25 protein-coding genes and 1 tRNA gene are annotated in these 25,157 nt (G+C 40.5%); 17 read left to right on the forward strand and 9 right to left on the reverse strand.

The annotated features are described in order from the left end of the window. Positions 1-328: 328 nt before the first annotated feature. Both EHQ64_RS05585 and EHQ64_RS05590 read right to left on the reverse strand, forming a co-directional pair. On the reverse strand, positions 329-1,423 hold the full coding sequence (locus EHQ64_RS05585) for a DegT/DnrJ/EryC1/StrS family aminotransferase (protein WP_135648512.1): 1,095 nt from the start codon (positions 1,421-1,423) through the stop codon (positions 329-331). Positions 1,424-1,599: 176 nt separating this feature from the next. Then, positions 1,600-1,815, reverse strand: a complete 216-nt coding sequence (locus EHQ64_RS05590) for a hypothetical protein (RefSeq protein ID WP_135648513.1) — start codon at positions 1,813-1,815, stop codon at positions 1,600-1,602. A 201-nt stretch (positions 1,816-2,016) separates the two neighbouring features. Here EHQ64_RS05590 and EHQ64_RS05595 point away from each other — a divergent pair, with 201 nt between their 5' ends. From EHQ64_RS05595 to EHQ64_RS05610, 4 genes are all read left to right on the forward strand, one after another. Beyond that, positions 2,017-3,039, forward strand: a complete 1,023-nt coding sequence (locus EHQ64_RS05595) for a helix-turn-helix transcriptional regulator (protein ID WP_135648514.1) — start codon at positions 2,017-2,019, stop codon at positions 3,037-3,039. Between the two features lie 181 nt (positions 3,040-3,220). Further along, a complete protein-coding gene (locus EHQ64_RS05600) occupies positions 3,221-4,468 on the forward strand; it encodes a M48 family metallopeptidase (protein WP_135648515.1) in 1,248 nt (415 codons plus the stop codon). A gap of 15 nt (positions 4,469-4,483) precedes the next feature. Then, a complete protein-coding gene (locus EHQ64_RS05605) occupies positions 4,484-5,242 on the forward strand; it encodes an alpha/beta hydrolase family protein (RefSeq protein ID WP_135648516.1) in 759 nt (252 codons plus the stop codon). 80 nt (positions 5,243-5,322) lie between these two features. After that, positions 5,323-6,261 carry a tetratricopeptide repeat protein gene (locus EHQ64_RS05610; RefSeq protein ID WP_167882363.1) on the forward strand — a complete coding sequence of 313 codons (939 nt, stop codon included), beginning with the start codon at positions 5,323-5,325 and terminating at the stop codon, positions 6,259-6,261. A gap of 97 nt (positions 6,262-6,358) precedes the next feature. Here EHQ64_RS05610 and EHQ64_RS05615 read toward each other — a convergent pair whose 3' ends face one another. After that, on the reverse strand, positions 6,359-7,501 hold the full coding sequence (locus tag EHQ64_RS05615; RefSeq protein WP_135648518.1) for a DJ-1/PfpI family protein: 1,143 nt from the start codon (positions 7,499-7,501) through the stop codon (positions 6,359-6,361). Between the two features lie 116 nt (positions 7,502-7,617). On the opposite strand from EHQ64_RS05615, the gene EHQ64_RS05620 reads away from it, so the two are divergent. Then, a complete protein-coding gene (locus EHQ64_RS05620) occupies positions 7,618-8,727 on the forward strand; it encodes an AraC family transcriptional regulator (RefSeq protein WP_135648519.1) in 1,110 nt (369 codons plus the stop codon). 8 nt (positions 8,728-8,735) lie between these two features. On the opposite strand, the gene EHQ64_RS05625 is transcribed toward EHQ64_RS05620, so the two are convergent. Further along, complete coding sequence (locus EHQ64_RS05625) at positions 8,736-9,158, reverse strand: VOC family protein (protein ID WP_135648520.1); 423 nt, start codon at positions 9,156-9,158, stop codon at positions 8,736-8,738. Between the two features lie 604 nt (positions 9,159-9,762). Between EHQ64_RS05625 and EHQ64_RS05630 the strand changes: the two genes are divergently transcribed. Further along, positions 9,763-10,098 carry an LIC10421/LIC12816 family protein gene (locus EHQ64_RS05630; RefSeq protein WP_135648521.1) on the forward strand — a complete coding sequence of 112 codons (336 nt, stop codon included), beginning with the start codon at positions 9,763-9,765 and terminating at the stop codon, positions 10,096-10,098. A 197-nt stretch (positions 10,099-10,295) separates the two neighbouring features. Here EHQ64_RS05630 and EHQ64_RS05635 read toward each other — a convergent pair whose 3' ends face one another. Continuing rightward, positions 10,296-10,535 (reverse strand): hypothetical protein, encoded by a 240-nt coding sequence (locus tag EHQ64_RS05635; protein ID WP_135648522.1) that lies wholly within the window; start codon positions 10,533-10,535, stop codon positions 10,296-10,298. Between the two features lie 129 nt (positions 10,536-10,664). On the opposite strand from EHQ64_RS05635, the gene EHQ64_RS05640 reads away from it, so the two are divergent. Further along, positions 10,665-12,230 (forward strand): LA_3751/LA_3752 family putative glycosyltransferase, encoded by a 1,566-nt coding sequence (locus EHQ64_RS05640; protein ID WP_135648523.1) that lies wholly within the window; start codon positions 10,665-10,667, stop codon positions 12,228-12,230. Between the two features lie 138 nt (positions 12,231-12,368). Here the strand turns inward: EHQ64_RS05640 and EHQ64_RS05645 are convergent, their stop codons facing one another. After that, positions 12,369-12,776, reverse strand: a complete 408-nt coding sequence (locus EHQ64_RS05645; protein WP_135648524.1) for a 5-fold beta-flower protein — start codon at positions 12,774-12,776, stop codon at positions 12,369-12,371. A gap of 228 nt (positions 12,777-13,004) precedes the next feature. Continuing rightward, the gene (locus EHQ64_RS05650; protein WP_246048601.1) at positions 13,005-13,355 is read right to left on the reverse strand and encodes a hypothetical protein; all 351 of its coding nucleotides are present in this window, start codon (positions 13,353-13,355) and stop codon (positions 13,005-13,007) included. A 117-nt stretch (positions 13,356-13,472) separates the two neighbouring features. Here EHQ64_RS05650 and EHQ64_RS05655 point away from each other — a divergent pair, with 117 nt between their 5' ends. The 10 genes from EHQ64_RS05655 to EHQ64_RS05700 all read left to right on the forward strand — a co-directional run bounded on the left by EHQ64_RS05655 (position 13,473) and on the right by EHQ64_RS05700 (position 23,160). Further along, positions 13,473-14,417 carry a helix-turn-helix transcriptional regulator gene (locus tag EHQ64_RS05655; protein WP_135648812.1) on the forward strand — a complete coding sequence of 315 codons (945 nt, stop codon included), beginning with the start codon at positions 13,473-13,475 and terminating at the stop codon, positions 14,415-14,417. Between the two features lie 49 nt (positions 14,418-14,466). Beyond that, entirely contained in the window at positions 14,467-15,360 is an 894-nt protein-coding gene (locus EHQ64_RS05660; protein WP_135648525.1) for a 4-(cytidine 5'-diphospho)-2-C-methyl-D-erythritol kinase, read from the forward strand. Positions 15,361-15,370: 10 nt separating this feature from the next. Next, a tRNA-Gln gene (locus EHQ64_RS05665) sits at positions 15,371-15,446 on the forward strand. A gap of 23 nt (positions 15,447-15,469) precedes the next feature. Next, on the forward strand, positions 15,470-16,228 hold the full coding sequence (locus EHQ64_RS05670) for a sugar phosphate nucleotidyltransferase (RefSeq protein ID WP_135648526.1): 759 nt from the start codon (positions 15,470-15,472) through the stop codon (positions 16,226-16,228). Continuing rightward, complete coding sequence (locus tag EHQ64_RS05675) at positions 16,225-17,166, forward strand: ribose-phosphate diphosphokinase (RefSeq protein WP_135648527.1); 942 nt, start codon at positions 16,225-16,227, stop codon at positions 17,164-17,166. The genes EHQ64_RS05670 and EHQ64_RS05675 overlap by 4 nt, the downstream gene beginning before the upstream one ends. 19 nt (positions 17,167-17,185) lie before the next feature. After that, positions 17,186-17,809: a 50S ribosomal protein L25/general stress protein Ctc gene (locus EHQ64_RS05680; protein WP_135648528.1), complete on the forward strand. Its 624-nt coding sequence runs from the start codon at positions 17,186-17,188 to the stop codon at positions 17,807-17,809. 41 nt (positions 17,810-17,850) lie between these two features. Next, a complete protein-coding gene (pth, locus tag EHQ64_RS05685) occupies positions 17,851-18,414 on the forward strand; it encodes an aminoacyl-tRNA hydrolase (RefSeq protein WP_008595885.1) in 564 nt (187 codons plus the stop codon). A gap of 259 nt (positions 18,415-18,673) precedes the next feature. Next, entirely contained in the window at positions 18,674-20,650 is a 1,977-nt protein-coding gene (gene ftsH / locus EHQ64_RS05690; RefSeq protein WP_135648529.1) for an ATP-dependent zinc metalloprotease FtsH, read from the forward strand. Then, positions 20,647-21,126: an EVE domain-containing protein gene (locus tag EHQ64_RS05695; protein WP_135648530.1), complete on the forward strand. Its 480-nt coding sequence runs from the start codon at positions 20,647-20,649 to the stop codon at positions 21,124-21,126. Before ftsH ends, EHQ64_RS05695 begins: the two co-directional genes overlap by 4 nt. A 12-nt stretch (positions 21,127-21,138) precedes the next feature. After that, positions 21,139-23,160, forward strand: a complete 2,022-nt coding sequence (locus EHQ64_RS05700) for a SpoIIE family protein phosphatase (protein ID WP_135648531.1) — start codon at positions 21,139-21,141, stop codon at positions 23,158-23,160. Here EHQ64_RS05700 and EHQ64_RS05705 read toward each other — a convergent pair. Both EHQ64_RS05705 and EHQ64_RS05710 read right to left on the reverse strand, forming a co-directional pair. Then, on the reverse strand, positions 23,135-23,512 hold the full coding sequence (locus tag EHQ64_RS05705; RefSeq protein WP_135648532.1) for a hypothetical protein: 378 nt from the start codon (positions 23,510-23,512) through the stop codon (positions 23,135-23,137). The genes EHQ64_RS05700 and EHQ64_RS05705 overlap by 26 nt on opposite strands. A 145-nt stretch (positions 23,513-23,657) precedes the next feature. Then, entirely contained in the window at positions 23,658-25,157 is a 1,500-nt protein-coding gene (locus EHQ64_RS05710; RefSeq protein ID WP_135648533.1) for a polyamine aminopropyltransferase, read from the reverse strand.

Below are 25,157 nucleotides of genomic sequence, written 5' to 3' on the forward strand. Positions count from 1 at the left end.
CCTAAAACTAAGGAGACAAAATTTTACAAACGTACGTCATGCAAGTTTGTTCGAACGATTCTAAATCGCCTAGACGAAAGTCGGTTGTTTTTTTGGGGATGGCCGCCCCAGCTTTCGCTGGCCAGGCTGCTACGGGTTCGCTACCGCTCATCCCAAAGCTTCGCTTCGGGACTTCGCCCTCCGCATCCTTGTCGGGTGTTGCTTCCAGAATATCAGCCGTCGAAAAGCAAAATTTCTCCTGTAGGAACTCCTACAAAATATCTCTGTGTTCTTAAGTGAGCTCTGTGCGAAATTATCTTTATCTTACGATCAAACTTCGCGCGTAGATTTAGTAAATTCTGCGGATCGCTTGGGAAATTCTCTGAATATTATCCTTAGTCAAGTTCGGATAGATCGGGATACAATGGCCCCTTTGATACAATCTTTCCCCGTTCGGAAAATCGGAATTCGCAAGTTCTAAAATATGATGGATTGGTTCAGCAACAGTTCTACGAGTACCGATCTGTAAAGAACGGAAGTATCTTTCCACTTGCTCATAATTTCCAGGAGCTAAGATCACGAACCGATTGAAAGTTTCGGAATTCGGATCGTTAAAATGAGAACCCACTTGAGAGCCTTGGATGGATTGCAGATACACTTGAGCGATCTTTCTTTTTCTCTCTAAGATTACGCCAAGGTTAGATAATTGTTCGATCCCAAGAGCCGCTTGGTAATCGATCATATCGTAATCTAGTCTTGGTTGACCTTCTTTTCTAGGCTCTTTTCCGTCTTTTCTCGCACGGATCTTCTTTGCTAAAGAATCGTCATCGGTGCAAATTAATGCTCCGTTCCCGGTTGTGATCAGATATTCGATAGAAAGACCGCAGATGGAAATTTTTCCCTGTTTTCCCGGAGTAAAAGTTTCCGTTCTTGCTCCAACCGCTTCGGAGAAGTCTTCGATTACAGGCTTATTCTTAAAATCGTATTTGGAAAAATCCGCAAGAGAACCGAATGTATGATCAACGACGACAGCCTTAATGGACTCATCTTCCAAAACGGAAGCTAATCTTTCAGGGCAGATATGGAAGGAATGTTTTCCCATATCCACAATCACAGGTTGTGCTTGTATTAAGAAAATTGCATCTAGAGCTGCAAGAGGAGCAAAAGTGGAGATCGCGATCTTATCCCCTGGTTGGATCTCTAGCGCCAATAAAGACAAATGGTATGCTGCAGTTAAGCTGTTTGCAGAGATTACTTGTTTGATCCGGAAAGTAGAGGAAAAAGCTTTCTCGAATTTATTGGTTACGGATCCGGAAGAAAGATGATCTTCAACCAGTGCTTCCAAAACCGTTTTTAGATCCTCACGAGAGAGGGTAGGTTTATGGAATTCGATATCGGTTTTTTTCCGGCTTGGTTTTTCTAAAACTTCGGTTTCCGCGCTCATCTTCCCTTCTCAGGCTCTAATAATTTTATTATGTCGCATTGTAACCTATGTACCTAGCTCGTAAAGATCTTTTTCTAAATCTAAAAAAGCTAGGTCCTAAAAGGCCCTAAATGCAGATCATCAGAACACCAGTGGAAATGTCTAGACGTTTTCGTACAAGAAAAAAAAGCGGTCTTTCAGTCTCCGAAAATCTTCCTACGAATTCCGATCCAGATCTCAGGCAAATAAGCCCCAATAATGATTAAAGTCAGACCGGTATAGGTCCATTTGTTAAAATAAGATTCACCTGCAAAACGAAGGGTAGCTACATTGATGATCGTAGTCCACCAACCTAAAAGGATCAGGGCTAAACCTACTAAATTCGGAAAAATAAAACCTAAAATTTTACCCATACGCACCTCTCTAAAATGTCCGGATGACTTGTTACAATTAGAACTTAAGGAAATTTGTTCCTACATTCAAACGAGTTCGAATTATCAAGATATGATTTTAGCTAGCAAGTTGTTTTTTGGAACTTTCGAAAGAATCAAAGATCAAGGAGAGATTTTTCCTTGCGTAAGTAAATTAACAAAATCAGGGTTTGGAAACCGGACATGAACGAAAAAGAACTAGACAAAGATTTAGATCAAGAGATCGAACCCAGGGAAATGAATCCTACGGAGTACAGACTTCTCACCTTATTATTCAATTTTTTTAGATTTCCGGAAGGACTCACATTAAGCTCTCTTCGAAAGATCATGGAAGGATTTTATGATAACGAGAACAAGGACTCGGATCGAAGAAAACTTTCTAGAGATATAGAAGAACTCGGCGCACTCGGATTCCATATCAAATATTATCCCCAAAAGAACGGAAAAGATTTCGTATACGTACTCACAAAAGATCCTCTCGCAAAAACATTACAATTCACGGAAGAAGAACTAAGAGAGATCTCCGCCTTATTATTAAAAGGATATTCAGATTCTCCTAAATACGAATTGTACACTGCGGCTCGTAAAATATTTGCAGGAGATCTGGAATATTTTCCCGAACTAAATGAATCTTCCGAAGATGCTCAGGAAGAATTCGGAGAGGCCGCATTCCAAATCTTGGAAGCACTCAAAAACCAAACACCGATCCGGATCAAATATTACAAAACATTCCCGGAAGATTCCTACATGAAGGAAGCGGATCCGATCCGACTCATCCGAAAAGGCGGCCAGGATCATTATCTACTCGCATATGACAGGGAAGAGAAGACCAAAAAAAGATTCGTACTTCCCAAAATATTATCCGTGGAACTCCTACAAGGAGATTTGCTTTATCAGTCTAGGGGCGCCAAAAAAGAAACCGAAGAGGATCGTGTTATACATGCAGGATTATTCCCGGTCCATGAACCCAAAAACGTAGAATGGACATGCAAAGAAGAAGGATTGGTAAAGGCCAAATTATTCCTAACAGGCATCAAATATACGGATGATAAAAACAAACTCAGCTTCCAATCCACAAATCTGGAAGGCCTTCTCCCATTTCTTTGGAGATGGCCTGAGGCCTTGGAAACAGTTCAACCTCAAGAGTTACAAACGATCTTCCAAGACTCAGTAAAACAAATTTCGGAATTATACGACAAAGTATAAAGTATTGGCCGCCTCTTCGCTTCGCGAAGACCGGGCTGCTCCGAATTCGCTACCGCTCATCCCAAAGCGTCGCTTTGGGACTGGCGTTCTGCGCATCCCTGGCGGATCCTGGTCCGGTAATTAAACCTTGACCTGGAAAAACTTTTCCAAGTCCCATTCCAGAAAGGTCAAAACCTAATATATGAAACTAAGAAATATCCTAATTGTTTTATTCTCTTTCCAGATCCTATTCACTCTCTTATTAAAATACTTCTCCTATCAAGGAGATCTTTCTTCCGAACTACATGAAAAAATTCTAAAATACTTTACGGAAGCCGATATCCAAGCGGGGATAGATTATAGTCGGAGAGGATTTTTCGTTTCGATCATCGCTTCCTTATTGGATTTTACATTGGCCGGAGCATTTGTATTTACTCCACTTTCTTCCAGACTGGAAGAGTTCTTTCAGAAAAAGGTGGGTGGAAATTTTTATTTAGTCGTATTCTTATACTTCATTTCGTTTTATCTGATCGAATTTTTCATTTCTCTACCTTTCAGCTACTATTTCGGATTTGTGATCGAGCATGAATTCCAGTTCTCGAATATGACATTCCTAGATTGGGTCATCTTTAAATCCAAATCATTCGGAATAGGATTATTCTTCGGAACGATCATCATGCTGGTCGTAGCTTTTGTATTAAAAAATCTTCCTAGAGCTTGGAAATATATACTTCCGATTCTGTCTTTAGGATTCGGGCTTTTGACTTCAGTACTTTTTCCGATCATCATCACTCCTATCTTTTATGATTTCGGCCCTATCGAAGAAGGAAGTTTAAAGAACAAGATCGTTGCATTAAGCGAAAAGGCAAATATACGGATCGAAAATATATATGTGATCAAGGAAAGCCAATACTCCGGGCATACGAATGCATACTTCACCGGATGGGGAGAAAGTAAGAAAATTTTCCTATATGACACTCTAATCAAAAATCATACGGAAGAGGAAGTGATCAGTGTACTCGGGCACGAGATCGGGCATTGGGTGCATAACCACCAAACATTCGAGATCGTATTAGGCACGATCCAAACTTTTCTGTTTTGTTTCTTATTAGGATATGTATTTCAAAAAGTAAAAGCAGAGGAACTTGTACCTCTCAAAGAATTTTATTCACCTTCTACATTGCCGTTCTTGTTTTTGATCTTATCTTTGATCGGAACTGTCATTGAACCTTTTTCCGCAGGACTATCTAGGATTTTAGAAACCCAGGCCGATCAAGAGGCTCTAATTTTAACGAATGATAAAAAATCATTCATAAACACCGAGATTAAATTAGCAAAAGACAATAAGTCCAGATTAAATCCTCATAAATTAGAGATCATCTTCGAACATTCTCATCCTACAACCTTAGAAAGGATTGAACTTGCAGAAAGTTGGAAAGGGCCGAACTGAAAGTACATTACAAAAATGTATAGGATTAGATTCAAAAAGGAGATCGTTTGCGAGTTTCTTCCTCCGGAAACCAAAAAGTCCGGAAATAAGGTCATCATTCTTTGTGATGGAATGCCTTCCGTTCCGAAAAAACAAAAACTCGCAGAATTTCTTTCCTCCAAAGAGTATTGGGTATTTTATCCCAGATACAGAGGTGCCTGGGAAAGCGATGGTATCTTCCTACAAAAATCTCCTCATTTGGATATATTGGATATCGTCCAAGAATTATCCGAAACAAAAGAGATCGTCGAAAATAGTTTTTATAAAAAGTTCAAGATCTCCGCAAAAGAATTTTTTGTGATCGGAGGAAGTTTCGGCGGAGCAGTCGCATTACTTTCTTCTTTAGATCCAAGAGTTAAAAAAGTAATCGCAAATTGCCCTGTCGTCGATTGGGCTCTATTACCGGAAGAAGAAAAAACGGAAACTGCAAATCCGAATTACGTCGATTATATCAAGGATACATTCGGGAACGCATATAGACTTCCTGAAAAGAATTGGAAGAAACTGTATTCTGGTAAATTTTTTAATCCTAGTTTTTATTCTGAAAAAATGGATCCTTCCAAAATACGGATCTTCCATGCGGAGGATGACCCGTACATCCCCTATAAGATCGTACAAGAATTCTCTCAAAGAACAAAGATTTCCTTAAAACTTTTCAAAAAAGGCGGCCATCTAAGTACGGATTCTATTGTACGAAAACAATGGAATACAATTCATAAATTTTTCATTTCTTGAGCGGAAAATAGTTGTGGTGGCTTGATTGCATAATGACTCTTACTCCGCAATCAATCAACAAACAAACACCGGTATATAATATGAAATACAAATCATTGCTCTTATTGATAGTTTCGGTCCTGTTATTATCTGTTTCAAACATATCATCTCAAGATCACGGGACAGATATTAGAGATATCAACAAACTGAAAAATATAATTGAAGGAGACGGCAAATATCCGCTTACTCTATTGAATAAGAATGAGGCGATTTTATTCTTAGGATATTTTGGAAGGTCAACTGACTCAGCATACTTATGCAATCTATTGAATAATGAGAAGTTTAAAGAAAATTATCTTCCGATTGTTCGAGCATTAGGATTGTTGCGTTCCGATGATTCCGTTTTGTGCTTAATTCAGAATCTGAAGAAAAATGTAAATACATTAGATAAATTACATATATATGATGCTCTTATATACAGTATAAAGGACTCGAGCCGAGAGAAAAATGCTATAATACAATTAGAAAAGGAAATGAGAGAGTCGAAGGGGGAGATCAGGGAGAATTTTAGACAACTCCTAATACGTATAACGGATGATAAGAGTGGAAAATATATTGAAGGCATTAATTTCGAAGAAATTGACACGATCTTCGCAGCTAAAGGCTTGCCTACTGAAAGACTGACTTCTAAAACCTTTGCTCTTAGTTTAAAATCTAATGATTATGAGCTTCTGCTTCCTCATTTAGAGTCGGTTGTCAAAAAGAATAAAGAACTTTGGGTAGGATATTTGCTTAAAGGATATTGCCTTTATTTACTCAAAAAATATGACGAAGCGGAAATCAATTTCAAAAAGTCGATAGAGCTAAATCAACGCGATTCGAATTCCTATTTTTATCTTGGCGACATATATAGTATTAAAGGCGAAAAATCAGTAGCTAAGCAATACTACGAAAATGGTATTAAATATAGCCCGTCAGTCATAAATAAGATAATCATAAATGAAAAAATTGAAATCCTTGGGAATATACCTCAAAAGTAATTTTGTAAAAACGTACGATTAGTCCCTAAAGCAAACAAAAGAAAAAAGGATAAGGACCGCGAGATACTTATCCTAAAATTATAGAGTTTCTATTCAATCATCGTAACCAAGGATATTCCATCTGCAATGCTACGAATGCGGCAGTTTCTTTTCCATATTTGGATGAGATTTCTCTTAGGTTCTGATCTATAGATGTTATGGGCAGTAGCCCATTCTGGCTTTCTAAAATAGAATCTAAACTTGGATCCGTTTCTTCCAAATCAGAATGGATGAGTAGGCCACTTTTAGATCTGAACTTTTGTTTTCCATTCGATACTGCAAAAACATCCGTTTTATAAGTTCTAGAATAAGAATCCGCCTGCAATGCGAGAGAGATCTCGTCGACTCCAGTAAAGATCCGAACTCCCAACTTCTCATGTCTCCAAAATAGAAGATAGTTTTTGGAAGCGGTATACATATGGGTTCTACTTAAATAAAAATCAGAACTTTGATGATCTGCATTCCATTGTTTTGCTCCTAAAGAAGAAGCGACTGTTTTTGCTTTTTCAATTCCGGAAATTGCTTCTATCAATGCGAGAGAGGCAGGTATAGAAGCCGTGATCCCGGTAGTGGTTATGATATTTCGATCCGCTATATAGCGCCTGTTGCGGATCCATTTTGTTTCCGGAAAATCCTTCTCTAAGTTCGAAAAAGAAAACCAATGTCCTGTAGCTTTATGGCCCTGCAAGATCCCTGAATTTGCTAACACCCAAACACCGTCGCAGATCCCTACGAGCGTTGCTCCTTTTGAAGATTGTTTTTGGACCCAAGAAATAAGCCTAGGATCGTCTGAGTGATGGACTGCCGGGACGATCACATAATCCGCTCCTTCTGGGTATTCAGAATCAAAGGAATCGAAAGAATTTTCTGCTTCTATCTGTAATGCAGGAAACATCTTGACCAGGCCCAATTTTGGAAAAACAGGAATTATTTTTGCGATCTTTGCAGAACTTAAAACTCCGTAAGGGATCATAAAATCAGTGAGTTCCGTAAAACGGTTCTCACCGATCACTGCGATGATAGGTTGTTTTCTACCGAATCTAGAAACGTATTTTGGGATTCGGGAATGTTCATCCGAGAGGTTCGCGTTTTGGATCTCAGTAGTGCTTGTACATTCTGTGCATCCAAATAATACGAAAAGTAAAATACTCAATAAGGATCTTTTCCAAAAAGGATCCGGTAGCGAAAAATTTTGTTTCATGAGATTAGGATACGACTTTTTCAGAGAACCGTCGTCCTTCCGTATCCGAACGGACTAAAAAATCGAAAGTTTTAAAAAAATCTGGACAGTGTTTAAGGTTCAGGCTCTTTCATTTTATGGATACGTTTATAGCGTTTGGGGCAGGGCTTTCACTTTTGTTGGCGCTTTCCGAACTATTCAAAAAAAACGATCCTCAGGGCCGTTCCGGTTCTTTTTTAGAAAGATTCCTAAAAGCAGATCCTTTTGTTTTTGTTTTGTTCTTTAGTATTTCGATCGTTCAATTCCATTTGTATCTTGAATTATCTGATCAACTGAAAAGACATCTTTGGTTTGCTGAAGTCCATATTCCTTTTCTTTTCTTGATCGGGCCTTTAGCGTATTTATATTTTCAGAAGCTTGTAGGAGTTCCTAGGAAATTCTTACATTTTTCTCATTTTGTTCCGGGCGCGTTAGCCTTTACATTTCTTCTGCCTTTCTTTTTTTCAGGATCGGATCTGAAGCTGGAGCATTTACAGATTTTCCCTCCTAAAGAGGCCTATTCACAGATCTTATTCGGGCTATTATGTTTAGGGACGATCTCGAATCTAATCTATCCGATATTGCTTATTCGCAAAATTCGGAACTGGATCTCATTTTCGGAGAAAGAGAATCATGCTACATTTACTCCGTTTTTGATTTTGTTTTACGGAACTATCTTTGTGATCTTTTTATTTGTGATCGCTCAGCTCTTTTTTATGCCATTATTTACGATCGCATCTGCTGCTTTAACGGTCTTAGTTTCCGGGATCTTTTTAACAGGATCTTCTTCTCCTACACTTATTTCCGAGTTTGAAAAAACCGCAAAAGAGGCCAGATACAATCAGACTAGGCTCCAAGGTTTGGATGTGGATCTGCTCATCATAAGAATGAATGAGTCTATGTCGGGGCAGAAATTGTTTTTGGATGAAGAGCTAACTTTACCTAAACTTTCCGAACATCTTAAGATCAAGACACATCAATTATCGGAAGTATTGAACGATCGAATGCGGATCAGTTTTAGGGAATATGTGAATCGATTTCGTTTAGAGGAAGCCTCCAAACTTTTAAGAGAAGAGGCCCAAAGATCCGTATTATCAGCGATGTATGCTGCAGGATTTAAATCCAAATCCGCGTTTCATAAATTATTTCAGGAAAAATACGGATCTTCCCCTACGGAGTATCGTAAATCTTTCCATAGGAACTCTTAAGTTCTATTTCACCACTCTCCTGTATTCGTCATACTCTTCCAAGGTTCCGAGATCTCTAAAGATTTCCCTTTTTGTAGAAGTTCAATGGAAATTAGATCAGGTGATCTGATGAATGCCATTCTTCCGTCACGAGGAGGACGATTGATAATTACTCCTTTGGCCTGTAGATTTGCACAGGTCTCGTAGATATTATCCACTTCGAAAGCAAGATGACCGAAATTCCTTCCGCCGGTATAGGCTCCTTCTTGATCCCAATTATGAGTTAATTCTATCTCAGGAGAATCTTCACCACCTTCCGATAAAAAAACGAGTGTATATCTTCCTTCCGGATGATCATGTCTTCTTGTTTCTTTTAATCCTAACTTATTACAGAAAAAATCCAAAGCCTGATCCAGGTCTTTTACTCGGATCATTGCGTGTAAGTATTTCATTTCTTAATCCTTTCTTTAGTATTCTTCTCTAAGAAAAGAGAATCATCCCTCTTTTTAAGAAGAAACTTGCCCACCGGATGACTGACAAGCCCAAAGATTTTTGGATAAAAAACGTACAACTTAAGAAAATTCGCTATATTGGATTTTTTGGATTTACCCCTAAAAACCCCATTTTTTGTCCCTTTTTTGCTCGTACTGCGGGCGAAATGCTTAGTATTTGTGCTCAAAAAATAAGCATTTTTTGATTTTGTATAAAAGAATCGGCTTGAAAAAGAGGCCTTTCGGGTCGATACTTGTACTAATTCAAGGCATGATATAAGAAACGCATCCGATATCGCTTCTTTTTTATTCAATATGAATGGATCAGGGCTTGTTAGATGATGATGCCTAAAGAATTAAACAATTCTAATAAACGTAAATGTGATAAATGGTTCTTTGAGTTCGTTTAACAAAAATTTTTAAATTTTCGGCCGATTAAAATTTTTTTTGTTCCATTTGCCTTCAGCATTAGGTCATATGGATATAAGAGTTCGGAACAAGTTTGAACCGAACAAAGCGAAAACAAGAACAGAAAATATAAAAATAAACTTGAGGTTTCACTTCTATGAAAATCAACAAACTCACTTCTCTTCTTTTGGTATTAGGCTTCTTAGCAGGATCTTCCGTTTTTGCAGTTTCTCAAGACACTGAAGATCGCCTTCTGGAACAAGCACTTGTTTCTGCTGCAGTTACTAAAGAGCAAAAAGTTGCTGTAGGAACTTACCTAAGAGCAATCGCTCAACAAAAGAATGAAAGAGCAGAAGAGTTAAGAGCATTGGCTAAACGTTCTACTGGCGGAAAATTCCTTGCTAGTAACGCTCAGTCCGAAAGATTCTTGAAACAAGCTAAAGCACTTGAGGCAGAAGCTGCAAGAACACAAGAGTTTCTTAACAATCTTTAATAGTAGTCACAAATCCTAAAAATCCATCGACTGCAAGGCGCCGTAAGGCGCCTTTTTTTGTGTACTTTATTTTTTTTCAGAACGCGCAACGGATCGTAGCGGAAATCCCGCGTAGCGGATTGAAGCGTAGAGCCGGGTGCTCGCGGAAAACGCGAGCATGCGCCCAAACTATTTTTTATTTTAAGAAGAGAAGGAATTTATTGAGAAACTTTTTTCTCTTTCGGAAGGCAGCTCATGCTGAACCCTTCTATCATATAACAAATTGCGTCTTTGGTTTCGCAACGTAGAGCATCATTATATGTAGTTCCTTGGATTTGCAGATCCATTCGTTCGCAGACCATTTTTTCTCTGGTGCTTGTAGAGTTAGTAGTGTCCTGAGCGAATAGGATCCCGCTCGCGGTGAATAGAAATATCGTAAATAAGGCCGCTTGTTTCATCTTATACTCCGTTAAAGAGTGCTTCCTTTTAAGTTTCTTAGTATTTGTCGGAAGAGTCAATCGATTTGGTAAGGGCCTGGGCTCGGAAAAAAGATTGTGGAGGGTATCCGGCCACCTGATCATGCCCGCATGAGTATCTTCCGAGGAGTTCCTACATCTAGATCGATTCGGGCGATCCTTATTGTTTTATTCTGTCTTCCTCTTTTGTATCTTTTTCTTTTGAAGCCTAAGGAGCAGATGTATTCGGATCATTTGGGAAAATTTATCCTAGGTGAGTCCGTTCTTAGGAATGAATTCCGTTCTGGGAATTTAAATCTTCCTTCCCGATATCTTGATCCTAAAGGTCAATTTTGTACTACTGAATGTATTCGGATCGGAGAAGAGTTGATTAGTCCTTTTCCGGCGGCTCTTGGGTATGTGTATGCGATTTTACTTCCGATCAGTGGGGTGGAAGGAGTTTATATCGCTTCCGCAATTTTACTCATTCTTTCTTTTCTTTTACTCTCTATACTTTGGGATTGGGATCCTTTGTTTTTGGGGATTTTGGCTCTCACCAGCTCCTTTTTGATCAATGGGTATTTTTTTCCGGATGTGGGGATCGCTTCCTTCTTATTCATTTCAGGAAGTTATCTTTTTCTAAGATCGGATCCTAAATCTTCTTTTGTTCGATTGATCTTGGCCGGATTTATTTCGGTGCTTGCTGCTTGGTTTCGGATCGAAAGTATCATTCTACCCCTTTCCTTTATTTTTTTCTTTTGGATCTTGCGTTTTGATCAAGAAGGTGAAAGAAGAAGGATCCGAGGGTTTACGATCGGCTATGTTTTGGCGATAGGTTTTCTTTTTGGGACCCAATGGATTTTATACGGGCATCCGTTAGGGCCGAGGTTTTATTATAACTCTCCAGGGATCTTCATGGCTCCTTGGAAAAAGTTAGAGATCTTTATGGGGCTATTGATCAAGAGCCCGAATCGGATCGGGTTTTTCGGATATTCTCCTCTTTTTCTTTTGGCCTTGTTTTTCGGAGTTTATTACTTTCTTGCGGAGAGAAAGTTTTTCTCGAAAGAAGCTCGTATTTCCATTTCGGATCGGGATTGTTTTGTCCTCTCCGGATTGGCTGCGTTTGTCGTGCTAGTATTTTCTGCACCGAACGATGGGATCATTGATTGGGGAACTAGATATTTACATTTGAGCATTCCTGCTTTTGCCGGAATGTCGTTTATACTTTTTAATAAGATCCGTGTTAAATTCGGTAAACCTGGTATTGGGTTTTTGGTCCTTATCCTTTTGTTCTCTTTTTACGTTACTTGCCTTTATACTCAGATCTTAGCGAGATACGGAAGTAAGACCACGAAATTGAACCGTATCTATCTGGAACAAAAACCTGATTTGGTAGTAGTTCAGATCATGATGTATTCTCAGATTTTAGGTAAGTATTATTTCGAAACTCCGTCAGTTTGGGTGATGAGAGAGAAAAATATAAAACGATTCTTTACTCTAAACGACGCGAAACAATTCCGTAAGATCATGTTCGTTCAATCTAAGTCCCATTTTTTGGAGACATTGGAAGGCGAAGACCCGTTTGTAGAGAATAAATATTATAATTATCTGATGCAATTTATAGGAAAGGATTTCGAAAGGACTTGGTTCGAGAATAAGGAAGATGTTTTAATCTTTTCTATGGAAAGGAAGAAGTAAATTTTAATACAAGTTTCGCACAGAGGGCACGGAGCACACAGAGTTTAGAACCCCCAAACCCTTTACGACTCTGTGGCTCCGCGTGAAAATAATAAATTAATTTATTATATTATTCGAAGTCTTCCTTCGATTTCAATCTTACTCGTTCAAAAAGAAGAAGAAAAAGAACCCTGCTGCTTGCGCTCTTGGGATTCCCACTGCACTTCCGATCAAGGAACCATTTTTTCGTACGTCGCCATTATTATCAATGCGTCCGATCAAACTTCCGTTCTTGCGTACGTCTCCGCTGGAATCAATCGAACCCACTAATGAACCGTTCATTCGAATGTCTCCGCTGGAGTCGATTCTGCCAATCAGACTTCCATTTTTCCGAACATCCCCGTTTGAATCAAATCTTCCCACGAGAGACCCGTTCAGTCTTACGTCTCCATTGGAGTCAATGCTGCCAATAAGAGAGCCGTTCTTTCTCAAATCACCTGCCTGCAGGGAGCCAAAAACAGCGCTCAAAAAAAGGGCCGTAGCTATGAGTTTCAAAATTGGTTTCATTCGTGTATCTCCGTTCTTATATTCATAAGTTCGCGCATGTCAAAGGTAACAAGTATGGAAATATTTTTTGCGGAATATTTTCTAGAGTAGATTATTCCTTCTTCTTTTAAGAGATCCGAGTCAACTTTTCTGTCTTCGATTCATTTCATAAAATGTATTGTTCATTCCCTGTATGAAGCTTGAGTCGACAGAAAATGTTAAAGGGCGATCGCATTGGAACGTTATTGGTTATTCGAAATCTTCCTCCGATTCCAATTCTAATTCGCAAAGTTTGGAATAATATTTGGATTGGATCTCTTTTCTTTCCTTTATGATCCCGGAGATTGGGATATAAAATCCGGATCTTAGTCCGTACAATCTTCCATAAACACCATCTCCTTTTTTGTAAGAGATCGTTGAGTCTATGCGAAAATGTAGGATCCTCTTTCCGATCATTTGAGCTGTCGCTAAGAACACATGCTCCGAATCGAATAATTCCAGATAAAATTTAGGAAGAAGACGAAAGGTCCTTTTTAAAAAAGACGTTTGGTTCATACGGACCATTCTATTGAAAGATGCGGACAAATTCGTATCATCCATCTTAAAATCCCGTGTTTTAGGTTACGATTTCGTAAAAAGGTCGGTCTTAAAAAATCCTTCTCAAATGATACGTATTTCTGATTGCCTCCGAATTTCGGAAAAGAAAGAATGTCAGGCATGAATCCTAGTACGAAAAAACTCCAAACAAAGTTGGCAGTGATCCATCTTTTGCAGGAAAACAAAAGGATGAGTTTAGAGGACCTTTCTAAGTATTCGGGTATCGAAGATATCAAGGATCTGAAAAAAGAACTCGGAAAATTATATATGGTGGGTTCTTATCCGTACACTCCGGATCAATTTGTGGAGTTGGATTATGACGGAGATACGATCGGGATCCGTATGCCGATTAGTTTGGATCAGGGTCTGGTCTTAAGCGTAAAAGAATGGGCTACGATCCGTAAATTGTTCTTGGAAGAGGACGAAAAAGAGGTCCACTCTTCCCGTAAAAAAATACTGAAATCTATATTAGATAAAATTCATACGATCCTTCCTTCCGCAGGTATTCCTAACGAAAACGAATTGAAGCAGAATATAGAAACTTCTATTAAAAACGGAAAATCTCTAAGGATCAATTATCAGTCTGTCGGAGAAGCAGAGCCTGAATCCAGAAAAGTGGACCCATGGGCACTTTTGAGTTTTAGGGAAGAATATCTGATCGGTTATTGCCATTCTAGAAAAGCGCCTAGGACTTTTAGATTGGATTCCATTCTTCAGCTGGAAAATACCTCCGAGGATGTTGTTCAATTCCCGGACGAGGAAAGAAAGAAGGCGATCTTAACCTTACGAGAATTTTTGAAAAGTGGGGAAGGGGATTCTGCGTTTGCCGAGATCTATCATACTGCAGAAGTGTATTTTAATCTTCACTCCAGGATTCATTTGGAAAGGACTCCTACCAAGAAGAAGATCGGAGAGAATTTGTATTATCTCTCCAAGGCAAGGATCCGAAACGAAGATTGGTTCTTATCTACTTTAAAAGGTTTTGGGCCGAGTGTGATCCTGCATAGTCCTGAGAATCTAAAGGATAGAATGAAAGCGTATTGGGAGACGATTGAGCATTCCTGAAAAGGAATCGATTGACTCCTGATTCTTCTCGTTCGATCCCGTATATACCTTGCTTTCTCCCGCAAAAATCAATCTGGGACTCGAGATCCCTTACAAAAGACCTGACGGTTTCCACGAGATCCAAAGCGTTTTTCTGAGATTGAATTGGGGAGACGATATTTTGATCGAGCCGATCTCTCCCGGGTCCTTCGAGTTGATCTCAGATAATCAGATCATTTTAGAAAAGAGAAGATTGTACGATGATGTCTCCGAAAAAGGTGATCTAAGTAAGAATATTCTTTTCAAAACGTTTACCAAGATCCGTGCTCATTATAGAGAACTTCCCGGAGTTCGGATCCATTTGACAAAACGAATTCCTCCTGCGGCGGGGTTAGGTGGTGGCTCTACAAATGCAGCTTCTCTTCTTTCTTTTTATTTTGGATTAAGTCCTGAGTTTAATTCGGACGGGCTTTTTAAATTGGCTGCAGAGATCGGTGCAGACGTTCCATTCTTCTTATCCGAAGCTCACTCTTTGGTATCCGGAAAAGGTGAGATCATGCGAGACATAGAAGTGCATTCCGGGCAGGGAATTCTCGCTTTAACTCCTCAAATTCTCTCCACTGCCGAAATGTACGCTGGTCTCAAAAAGCCTTTACAAGCCGCCCCTCCCTCGAAAAGATGGATTTCTCTAGGCAATGACGTCGAGTTTTCTTTGAAAGAAGGGAATTGGACGGCTTTGAGAGAAAAGCTCGTAAACGACTTCGAGCCTCTTGCCTTCCAAAAGTTTCCCGAATTAGGGAAATTAAAGGAAAGTTTTTTGGCGAATGGAGCTAGTTACTCCTCCTTAACCGGATCCGGATCATGTATCTACGGTTTGGTCCAAGGATTGGAGATACGGGAAGAGCTGTTGGCCAAAATGCAAACGGAATTTCCCGACCTTACGTTTGTAAGCTTTAATTATTAAAGAATGAAACTGGGCCGTCGCCAAGTGGTAAGGCAGCGGTTTTTGGTACCGCCATTTCATAGGTTCGAATCCTATCGGCCCAGCCACTGTTATTTCACCGGATTACTGAATGGACGCCAAAAAGGAAGCAGTCGCCGTAGTACTAGCTGCGGGAAAGGGAACTCGCATGAAGACAGAGCTCCCAAAGGTGGCTGTTGCCCTAAACGGAAAGCCGCTTTTGAATCATGTGATAGACCACCTCAAAGAGGCTGGGGTCCATGATATCGTCGTAGTTGTAGGCTATAAAAAAGAAGAAGTCCAAGCTCTTTGCGCGGGAATTCCCGGAATTCGATTTGCAGAGCAGAAAGAGCAATTAGGCACGGCTCACGCAGTATTATGTGCCGAAGAATTAGTCAAAGGACATACCGGTCCTATCTTGGTCGCTTGCGGAGATGTTCCGATGATAACTGGCGACACATTCCGTTCTCTTGTTTCTACTCATAACCAAAACGGTTTTTCTGCGACTCTACTTTCAGCGAAGGTAGAAGTTCCTACAGGTTACGGTCGTATTGTTCGTAATCCTTCCGGAGAAGTTGTCGCTATCGTAGAAGAGAAAGATGCGAACGAAGAACAGAAGAAGATAGATGAGATCAATACTGGTACTTACGTTTTCAGTTCCGAGATCCTATTCGAATCTCTTAGAAAGATCGGAAATAGCAACGCTCAGGGAGAATATTATCTTCCGGATCTGGTTGAGTTGTATAAAAAAGAAGGAAAGAAGTTGGGCGCAGTAATTCTTAAAAATAGCGGAGAAAGCCAGGGTGTGAATTCCCCGACTGATCTGGAAAATTTATCTGCAATTTTAAATGGCGGGGTAGCGGCGAAATGAGCGGAACTAATATCGCAGTTTTTTCCGGTTCTTCCAACCGTACCATCGCAAATGAGATCTGCCAAGAGCTTGGGATCGAGCCAGGTAAGATCAATCTACGCAAATTTTCCGACGGAGAAATTGCGGTTAAGATAGAAGAGAACGTTCGTGGAAGAGATGTTTTCGTGATCCAATCCACTTCCGTACCTGCGAACGACAATTTGATGGAATTACTTTTGATCATGGACGCGTTAAGACGTGCTTCTGCAAAAAGTATTTCCGTAGTAGTTCCATATTACGGTTACGGACGCCAGGATAGAAAAGCGGAACCTAGAGTTCCGATCTCCGCAAGAGTTGTAGCAGACCTAATCGAAGTTTTAGGTCCTACAAGAGTGATCGTAATGGATCTTCACGCGGACCAGATCCAAGGATTTTTCAAAGTTCCTGTGGATAATTTACATTTTAGCCCAGTACTAGTAGAATATATTCTGAGCAAAAAATTCGAAGATCTAGTCATCGTTTCTCCGGACTCAGGTGGAGCGGAAAGAGCAAGATCTTTCGGTAAAAAAGTGAACGCAACTTTGGCGATCATCGACAAGAGAAGACCAAAGGCAAACGTTTCCGAAGTAATGAATGTGATCGGAGAGATAGAAGGTAAGAATTGTATCCTTCTGGACGATATGATCGACACTGCCGGAACGATCTGCAAGGCTGCGGACGCATTACTGAAGAATGGTGCAAAATCGGTATATTGCGCCGCTACTCACGGAGTTCTTTCCGGAGAAGCTGTGGATAGACTGAACGCAACTCCGTTTGCGGAGGTCGTATTATCCAATACGATCGAGATCCCGGAATCTAAGAAGATTTCAAAGTTAAAAACACTCTCTGTTGCTCCGTTGTTTGCGGCTGCGATCCAGAGAATTTCGACCAATCAATCGGTCAGCGATCTATTTATATAGGATACACAAGGGTAAAGCAATGAGCCACAAATTAGCTGTTAAAAAAAGGACTGAAACCGGCAAGAACGTAAACAATCGTCTTCGTGCCGATGGACAAGTTCCTATCAATATCATCGGAAGCGGAGTTGCCGCATCCGGTTCCGTAAACGAGAAGGAACTTGAAAAACTAGTTCACTCCGGGATCCGTCAATCCACTCTGATCGACTTAGAAGTGGAAGGTGAAGGAATCCAAAAGGTTTTCGTAAAAGAAGTACAACGTTTTCCTGAAATCGACAGAATTCGCCACGTAGACTTCTACAAAGTAGAGCCTGGTAAGAAGATCGTTACTAAGATCGGAATTCGCACCGAAGGAACTGCAAAAGGTTCTAAGATGGGTGGCCAGTTCGATCATTTGATCCACGAGATCCGTGTGAAAACTGTTCCGGAAGATCTGATCGAAACTCTTGTTCTGGATGTAACTGATCTAGATGTAGGCGACTTTATCAAAGTTAGTAATCTGAAAGTTCCTGCAAGCTGGGAAATCCTAGTAAACGGTGACCCGATCGTAGCTGCTGTTCTGAAAACTAAAGCTCTACTTGCACAAGAAAGAGCGGACGCTAAAGAAGCTGCTGGCGCGAAACCTGCAGGTAAAAAAGGGAAATAATTCCCCTCTCTGAGATCTAAAAATTTGGAGTACGTTATTGTATGAAACTAATCGTCGGACTGGGAAATCCCGGAGACAAATACAATAATAACCGAGCGAATATCGGCTTCAAAATTTTGGACGTGATCGCCAATAATATCAACGTCGAGATCAAGACCAAAAAGAAGAAGTCTTTGATCGGGCGAGGCGATTTCGAAGGAGAAGAGGTTGTATTATTAAAACCTCAGACCTTCAGCGATCTTTCCGGAGAGTCCGTACTATACATAGCTTCCTTCCTGAAAATTCAGGTACAGGATATTCTTGTGATCCACGAAGATTGGACCTTACCCTTGGGTAAAATCGTGGTGGATAAGGGAGCTAACGGTAACGAAAATCCAGGCATCAAATCCGTGATCCAATCCTTACGTTCTCCGAATTTTATTCGGATCCGTATCGGGATCGGGAACGATCAATTCGATGGAACAAATCTGGACGGATTCTTAAAAGAGGATTTCCAACCTCTGGAAAACCTAAGTTTAATTCAGATCATCAACGACGCGGAAGCGGCAATTCGTTCTATCAGCTTGGGTGATATAGAAGACGTTATCGAAAAATACAGATTATAGGTTCTGTTTTTCGAAAAAAATTTCGGATCCTATCCGGACTTTAAGACCGGTACCTAATTTCTTTACAGGTTCCGCCAATATCTAAAAATCCTTTACTTTTCGGGAAAAAAAGGGACTCTGATTATGGGGAACCTTTTCCACGGATTTGGTTTCCAAATGATACCGGTCCGAAATTCCGGCAGGTGCTATTACCTGTTTCCGAGTCTAAACTACGGGAAGAAAGCGGCTCCGAGAGAGATGCGGAGCTTGGGAGTTACATATGAATAATAATAACAAAGGCCTTCGATTACTGATCCTATTTATACTAGTAATCTTAGGATTAGCGCTTCTTGTTCCGCAGATCCAAACTGCTTTGGGAAAACCAAGAGTATTACCTTTCTCCCAATTCATGAGCATGGTAGAACCGGATGGTTCTTCCAAACCGAAAGGTAAACTGGTTAAAACCAACGATTCCAATTTCCCTGGTTGTGATAAGTTAGTTCTGGAAGGGGACATGATCAAAGGTTGTTACGAACCTTTTGAAGAAGGCGCTGCAAAGGCACCTGTTCGTTTCGAGACCAGAATTGCTCCTATTGATAAGGAATTTCTTTCTTCTTTAAGAAAAACGAATATTGATTTCGAAGTCGTTCCTTCAGAGAACGGACACGGATTCGGAATGTTGAGTTCCTTCCTACTGATCGCTGTGATCGGTATTTTCGTATTTTACTTTTTTATTATGCGCCAGGTCCAGTCTACCGGCAATAAGGCTTTTTCTTTCGGAAAATCCAAAGCTAAGATGACTGTCGATCCTAAGGTTAAGGTTAGTTTCGCGGACGTTGCTGGTTGCGAAGAAGCTAAGACCGAGCTTGTAGAGATTATCGAATTCTTAAAAGACCCTAAAAAATTCCAAGCAATGGGTGCAAGGATCCCAACCGGAGTTCTTTTAGTAGGGCCTCCAGGTACTGGTAAAACCTTACTCGCAAGAGCGGTTGCGGGAGAAGCAGGAGTTCCTTTCTTCAGTATCTCCGGTTCCGACTTCGTAGAAATGTTCGTGGGTGTGGGAGCTTCTCGTGTTCGCGACTTGTTCGAACAAGGTAAGAAAAATTCTCCTTGTATCATCTTCATCGACGAGATCGACGCTGTAGGAAGACTTCGCGGCGCAGGTTGGGGCGGTGGCCATGACGAGAGAGAGCAGACACTAAACCAAATGCTTGTTGAGATGGATGGTTTCGAGAAGAACGAAGGTGTGATCGTAATGGCGGCTACAAACCGTGCTGACGTTTTAGATCCGGCTCTTCTTAGACCGGGACGTTTTGATAGACAAGTGATCGTTGATCTTCCTGACCTAGTCGGAAGAGAGCAAATCCTAAAAGTTCACTCTAGAAAAGTTCCTTTAACTAGCGATATTTCTTTGAATTCTATCGCGAGAGGAACCCCTGGATTTACCGGAGCGGATCTTTCTAATTTAATTAACGAAGCTGCTCTTCTTGCGGCACGTAAGAACAAAAAACGTGTAACTCAGGAAGAATTGGAAGAAGCTCGCGACAAAGTAATGATGGGACCTGAGCGTAGATCCTTCTTCATTTCTGAAAAAGAAAAAGAAGTCATTGCGTATCACGAAGCCGGTCACGCGATCTTAGGAACACTTCTCGCTTATACCGAGCCGGTGCATAAGGTCACTATTATTCCAAGAGGTAGAGCTCTAGGTTTAACCCAATCTCTTCCTACAGAAGATAAACATATTCATACTAAAGCATATTGGTTGGATCAAATCGTAGTTTGTATGGGTGGTTTCATTGCAGAAGAGTATAAGTTCAAAATGACTTCTACCGGTTCTAGTAATGATATCCAACAAGCGACCAATATCGCGAGAAGAATGGTCTGTGATTGGGGAATGTCCGAAAAACTGGGCACGATCAATTACGGAAGCGGTCACGAAAGTCCATTCCTCGGAAGGGATATGGGCCAAAGCAATAAGGCTTATAGCGAAGAATTTGCTGCGATGATCGACAAAGAGATCAGAGGGATCGTTCAATCTTGCCTGGATAAGGGAAGAGAACTGGTTCGTAAGAACTCTACTAAGTTCGAGAATTTAGCGAAGGCTCTTCTTGCAAAAGAAACTGTTGCTCATGAGGAGTTGATGGCGATCGTTCATCCAGCTCATGAAGAGACTAAAAAGAAGGCCGAAAAAACCAGCAAAAAGGAAAAGTCTGGACAGATCCCAAATAAACCTGCTTATTCTGCCGGTTTAGAATGAACTATTGGCTTTTTAAAACAGAGCCCGACGTTTTTTCCATAGACACTCTTGCTTCTTCCCCTGGTAAAACAGCTCCTTGGGAGGGAGTTCGGGGATATGGGGCAAGAAATTACCTAAGGGATGAGATCAAAAAAAAGGATCTCATCCTTTTCTATCATAGCAGCTGCAAACCGCCTCATGTAGCGGGGCTTGCAGAGGTAGTCAAAGAAGGTTATCCTGATCATTTTGCTTTCGATAAGAAACATAAGTATTATGATCCCAAAAGTGATCCACAAAAACCGACCTGGTTCATGGTGGATGTGAAATTTAAGGAAAAATTTTCTCGCGCAATTTCGCTAGAGGAATTAAGATCCCACGGGCAACTAGATGGAATGGTACTTTTGCAACCCGGGGGAAGACTCTCGATCCAACCGGTCAGTGAAAAACATTTCCAATATATATGTAAATTGGCCGGGGCAAAAAGTTTTCCCGGTTAGGGAGATCCTTCAGTGAATATTTTCCGAAAAGTTCGGAATCTAAGTGTTATTCTGATTTTGGTCCTAATTTCCGGACCGATTTTTTCGGAAGAAGAACCTCCCGTTTTTCCGATTACCGGATCTATGTCCGGAACTCCGATCAATAAATTCACTCTCATCCGTAAGGTAAGTCCTGGAGAAATAAAAAGTCTTTCGGATCTCGAATCCGGGACCTGGACTAGAGTTGAAAAAGATAGTTTGTCTTTTAGTTTCACTGATGATCAGTACCTAATTAAATTTAAGATACAAGCTCCTCCTAAGGAAGGGACCATTTCCTGGTATTTCGTTTTGAATAACCCAGGTATGGAGAATCTTACGGTTTATAAGAAAGTATGGAGCGCTCAAGGATGGACCTGGTCCGAACTATCTAGAGATCTGAGAATGTCGTATATCCAACCTGCGTTCTTGATCGAAACTCCCCCGAACCGCCAGGAAGAATTTTTAATTCATGCATCTACTAGAAGATCATTCGTTTTAAATTTTCAAGCCTGGGCTCCGAAAGAATTCGCGGCTCATATTCAAATGGAGAATCTATTCTTAGGGATCTTTTTGGGCGCGATCGGGATCATGCTCGTTTACAACGGGTTTCTTGCATTTGTAGTAAAAGATTCCAGTTATTTCTTCTACGTTCTATATCTTCTATTTTATGCCTTATGGCAATTGTCGGTTACAGGAGTGGGACCCCAATATATCATTCCTGCTCCGCCGACTGCTTGGAATGATTATTTAACAGGATTCGCATTTTTATCCGTAGCATTCTCTCTCCTATTCACTCGTTCCTTCTTGCATATGGAAAGAGAAACCGGTTGGAAGAATTATGCTTTCTTAATATTATCCGGATTTGCGTTTTTAGGATTTTTCGCCTCTCTTTTCTCAAATATATACGGGCTGATGATCTGGGCGGTTTCCTGGTATCCGTTTTTGGCGGCTGTGCTTGTAATCTATTCCGCTGCGATCAGACTTAGAAAGGGATATCGTCCTGCACGATATTTCCTTTTAGCATGGTCTGTCCTGATCTTATTCGTTTTGATCACTGCACTTAGAAATCTTTCTATCATTCAAGACACTGAGCTTACTCATTGGTCCGCTCAGTTCGGCTCTTTGGTAGAGATGACTTTACTCTCTTTTGCTCTTGCAGACCGGATCAAAACTCTGGAGAAAGATTCTCTACAGGCTAGATTGGAAAATTATGAGAGCCAGTTAAAGTTAACCGAAATTGAACAAGAGTTGAAGATCGCGAGGGAATTGCAGGAATCCATTCTTCCGGATCGTTTGCCCGAGGTGAAAAATCTAAAACTTTCCGTCAGAAGCGAATTTGCGAGTTCTGTAGGCGGGGATTTCTATGATTTCCAACATTTGGAATCGGGTAAGCTCGGGATCTTTTTGTCTGATGTTTCCGGACATGGAATTCCTGCCGCGATTATCTCTTCTATGGTGAAACTCGCTTTTTCGATCGAATCCAGGAAGAACGAAGATCCAGCGGAAGTTTTAAGAAGTATCAATCGTTCTTTAAGCGGTAAATACGGAAAACATTTCATCACTGCAGCGTATTTGATCATAGATCCTAGTAACGGAAAGGTGGTTTATTCTAACGCAGGGCATCCTCCGATCGTTGCTATTGATAAAGAGTCAGGCGAAACTAAGGAGATCTTTTTGCCTGGATGGATCATGGGGATGGACCCGAATCTGAAAAACTCTGTGATTGAATTCCAGATGAAACCTGGAGATCGTCTGATCGTTTATACGGATGGTATTACGGAAGCTAGAAGTAAGAACGGTGAAATTTTCGGATTCCAAAGATTTTATAAATTGCTAAGCGATCATATGAAGTCCGACGGGGAAAAGTTGGCGGAAGATCTATTTGCTACTGTAAGAAGTTTTGCAGGGAATCGTAAACATTTCGAGGACGATTTGACTTTCCTCGTATTAGATTATTTGCCGATTCCCGAAGAGAAAACTAAGAAGGAAATTACTTCGAGTTTTTCAAAAAGCTGATCAGTTCATTTGGAACTTGGATCGGGCGTTTTCTGTAACTTTTCTTATATTCTTTTTTATATTCCTTATGGCAGTTCTTACAGGAAGATTCCAGATCCCCGCTAGCGATTGCAGCGTCCGAGATCTCTTTCCATTTAGCTTTTTGGTCATCTAAAGCGAAATTAGGAACTTCTTTTAATATTCTTTCTAAAGCCGCTTTATCTCCCTTCTTCGCTTTTTTAGAAGCAGGTTTCGTATAATCCTCCATAAAATCGTGTAAGGTAGTTTCGGTGGTTTTGGATTGAGAATAAGAAACGGAAGTGAAGAGTAAGAATGTTAAAATTGCTGAAGCAAATTTGAGTTCACGGTTCATTTGAGAAAGTCCTCTTTTTCTCCTATACTCATGTTTTAGAAAGTTTAGGGAAGTTATTTCCGATATTGAGGTATAAGCTCTCAGTTCGGAAAAATAAAGAGGTGTTGGAAATTTTGGGAACTATCTTAGAAGGAATCGTTCGTTCTTAATCTAGAATACGATTCCATTCTTGATCATAGTATCTAACTAAACTTTGATTGTCTAAACGATTCGGTTCTGTAGGAACTTTTGACATGTCCTGGGGAAATTCGGAGAGAGATTTTAATTCTATCTCATTCAGGAATTTCAAGTCTTGAGGCAGATCTTTTCTGTATGCAGGTAGTTTTCCGATCCCTCCTAAAACAAATCCCCATTCTCCGAAGGAAGGGACGTAAACATGAAGTGCTTTGGTATTAAATCCGGATTCCCTGAGTGTCGCATCCACGCACCAAAATGACATTCTTGCAAATAGAGGCGAGGTAGATTGTACTTCTACGATTGAAAACTCATTGAGTCTTCGTTTTAAACTTCTATAAAATGCGGTGCTGTACAATTTCCCAATAGAGAAATTACTTGGGTCCGGAAAATCGATTAGAACTACATCAAATACAGAATTAGATCGTTCTAACCATAGGAAGGCATCTGCATTTTCTACTTTTACTTTCGGGTTTTTCAAACTAGATCCATTGATCTCGGTTAGAATGGATTGTTCTGAGAAAATTTTTGTCATCTCCGGATCTAGATCCACTAGAGTGATACTTTCCACACCCGGATGTTTTAAAATCTCTCTGACTGCCAATCCATCTCCTCCTCCGAGCACTAATACCCGTTTTGGATTCGGATGTGATAAAAGCGCCGGATGAGTTAATGTTTCGTGATATCTGTATTCGTCCCTGGAACTGAACTGTAGATGTCCGTTTAAAAATAGTCTAAGCTCGCTTTTGTATCGAGTAACTATGATCTTTTGAAAATTCGTTTGTTTGGAATATATGATCTCATCGGAGAATAAATTCTCCTCACTATAATTCGTTATGAATTCAGAAAAAGCAAACCCTAGGCCGAGTAAGGTCATGACCAATGCGGATTTTGCTCTCAAAAGATTTTTATCCTTATCGGAAAGAGGAAGTACGAATGTTCCCCATAGAGCAGTGCCCGCATTTAGAAGGCCGAAGAAGAAAGAGGTTCGGACCATCCCTAATTTGGGTGCAAAAAAGATGGGGAAGGCAAGCGATGCAAGTAGAGCTCCTGCATAATCTAAGCTTAGCACCTTCGAAACCATATCTCGAAAACCTAATTTGTTTTTCAGGATACGAAGAAGTAGAGGGATCTCCATTCCTACAAGCGTCCCTACTGCGACTACCAGGGTGAACAAAGGGATCTGGAATATTCTAGTTTGCCCGAAACTTAAGAATAGAATGGAGGCACTAAATCCTCCGAGTAATCCTAGGGCAAGTTCCACATCCAGAAATTTGGGAATTAGATCTTCTATCAGATATCTAGAAAGCCAACTTCCTATTCCCATGGAGAATAGATACACTCCGATAACTAAGGAAAATTGAGTGGCTGTTTCTCCAAGTAAGTAGCTTGCTACTGTTCCTGCTAGAAGTTCGTAGACGAGACCACAGGAGGAAAGGATCAGTACGGAGATTAATAAGGTTCTCTGCAG

This window comes from Leptospira sarikeiensis, from assembly GCF_004769615.1.
Taxonomy (GTDB): Bacteria; Spirochaetota; Leptospiria; order Leptospirales; family Leptospiraceae; genus Leptospira_B; species Leptospira_B sarikeiensis.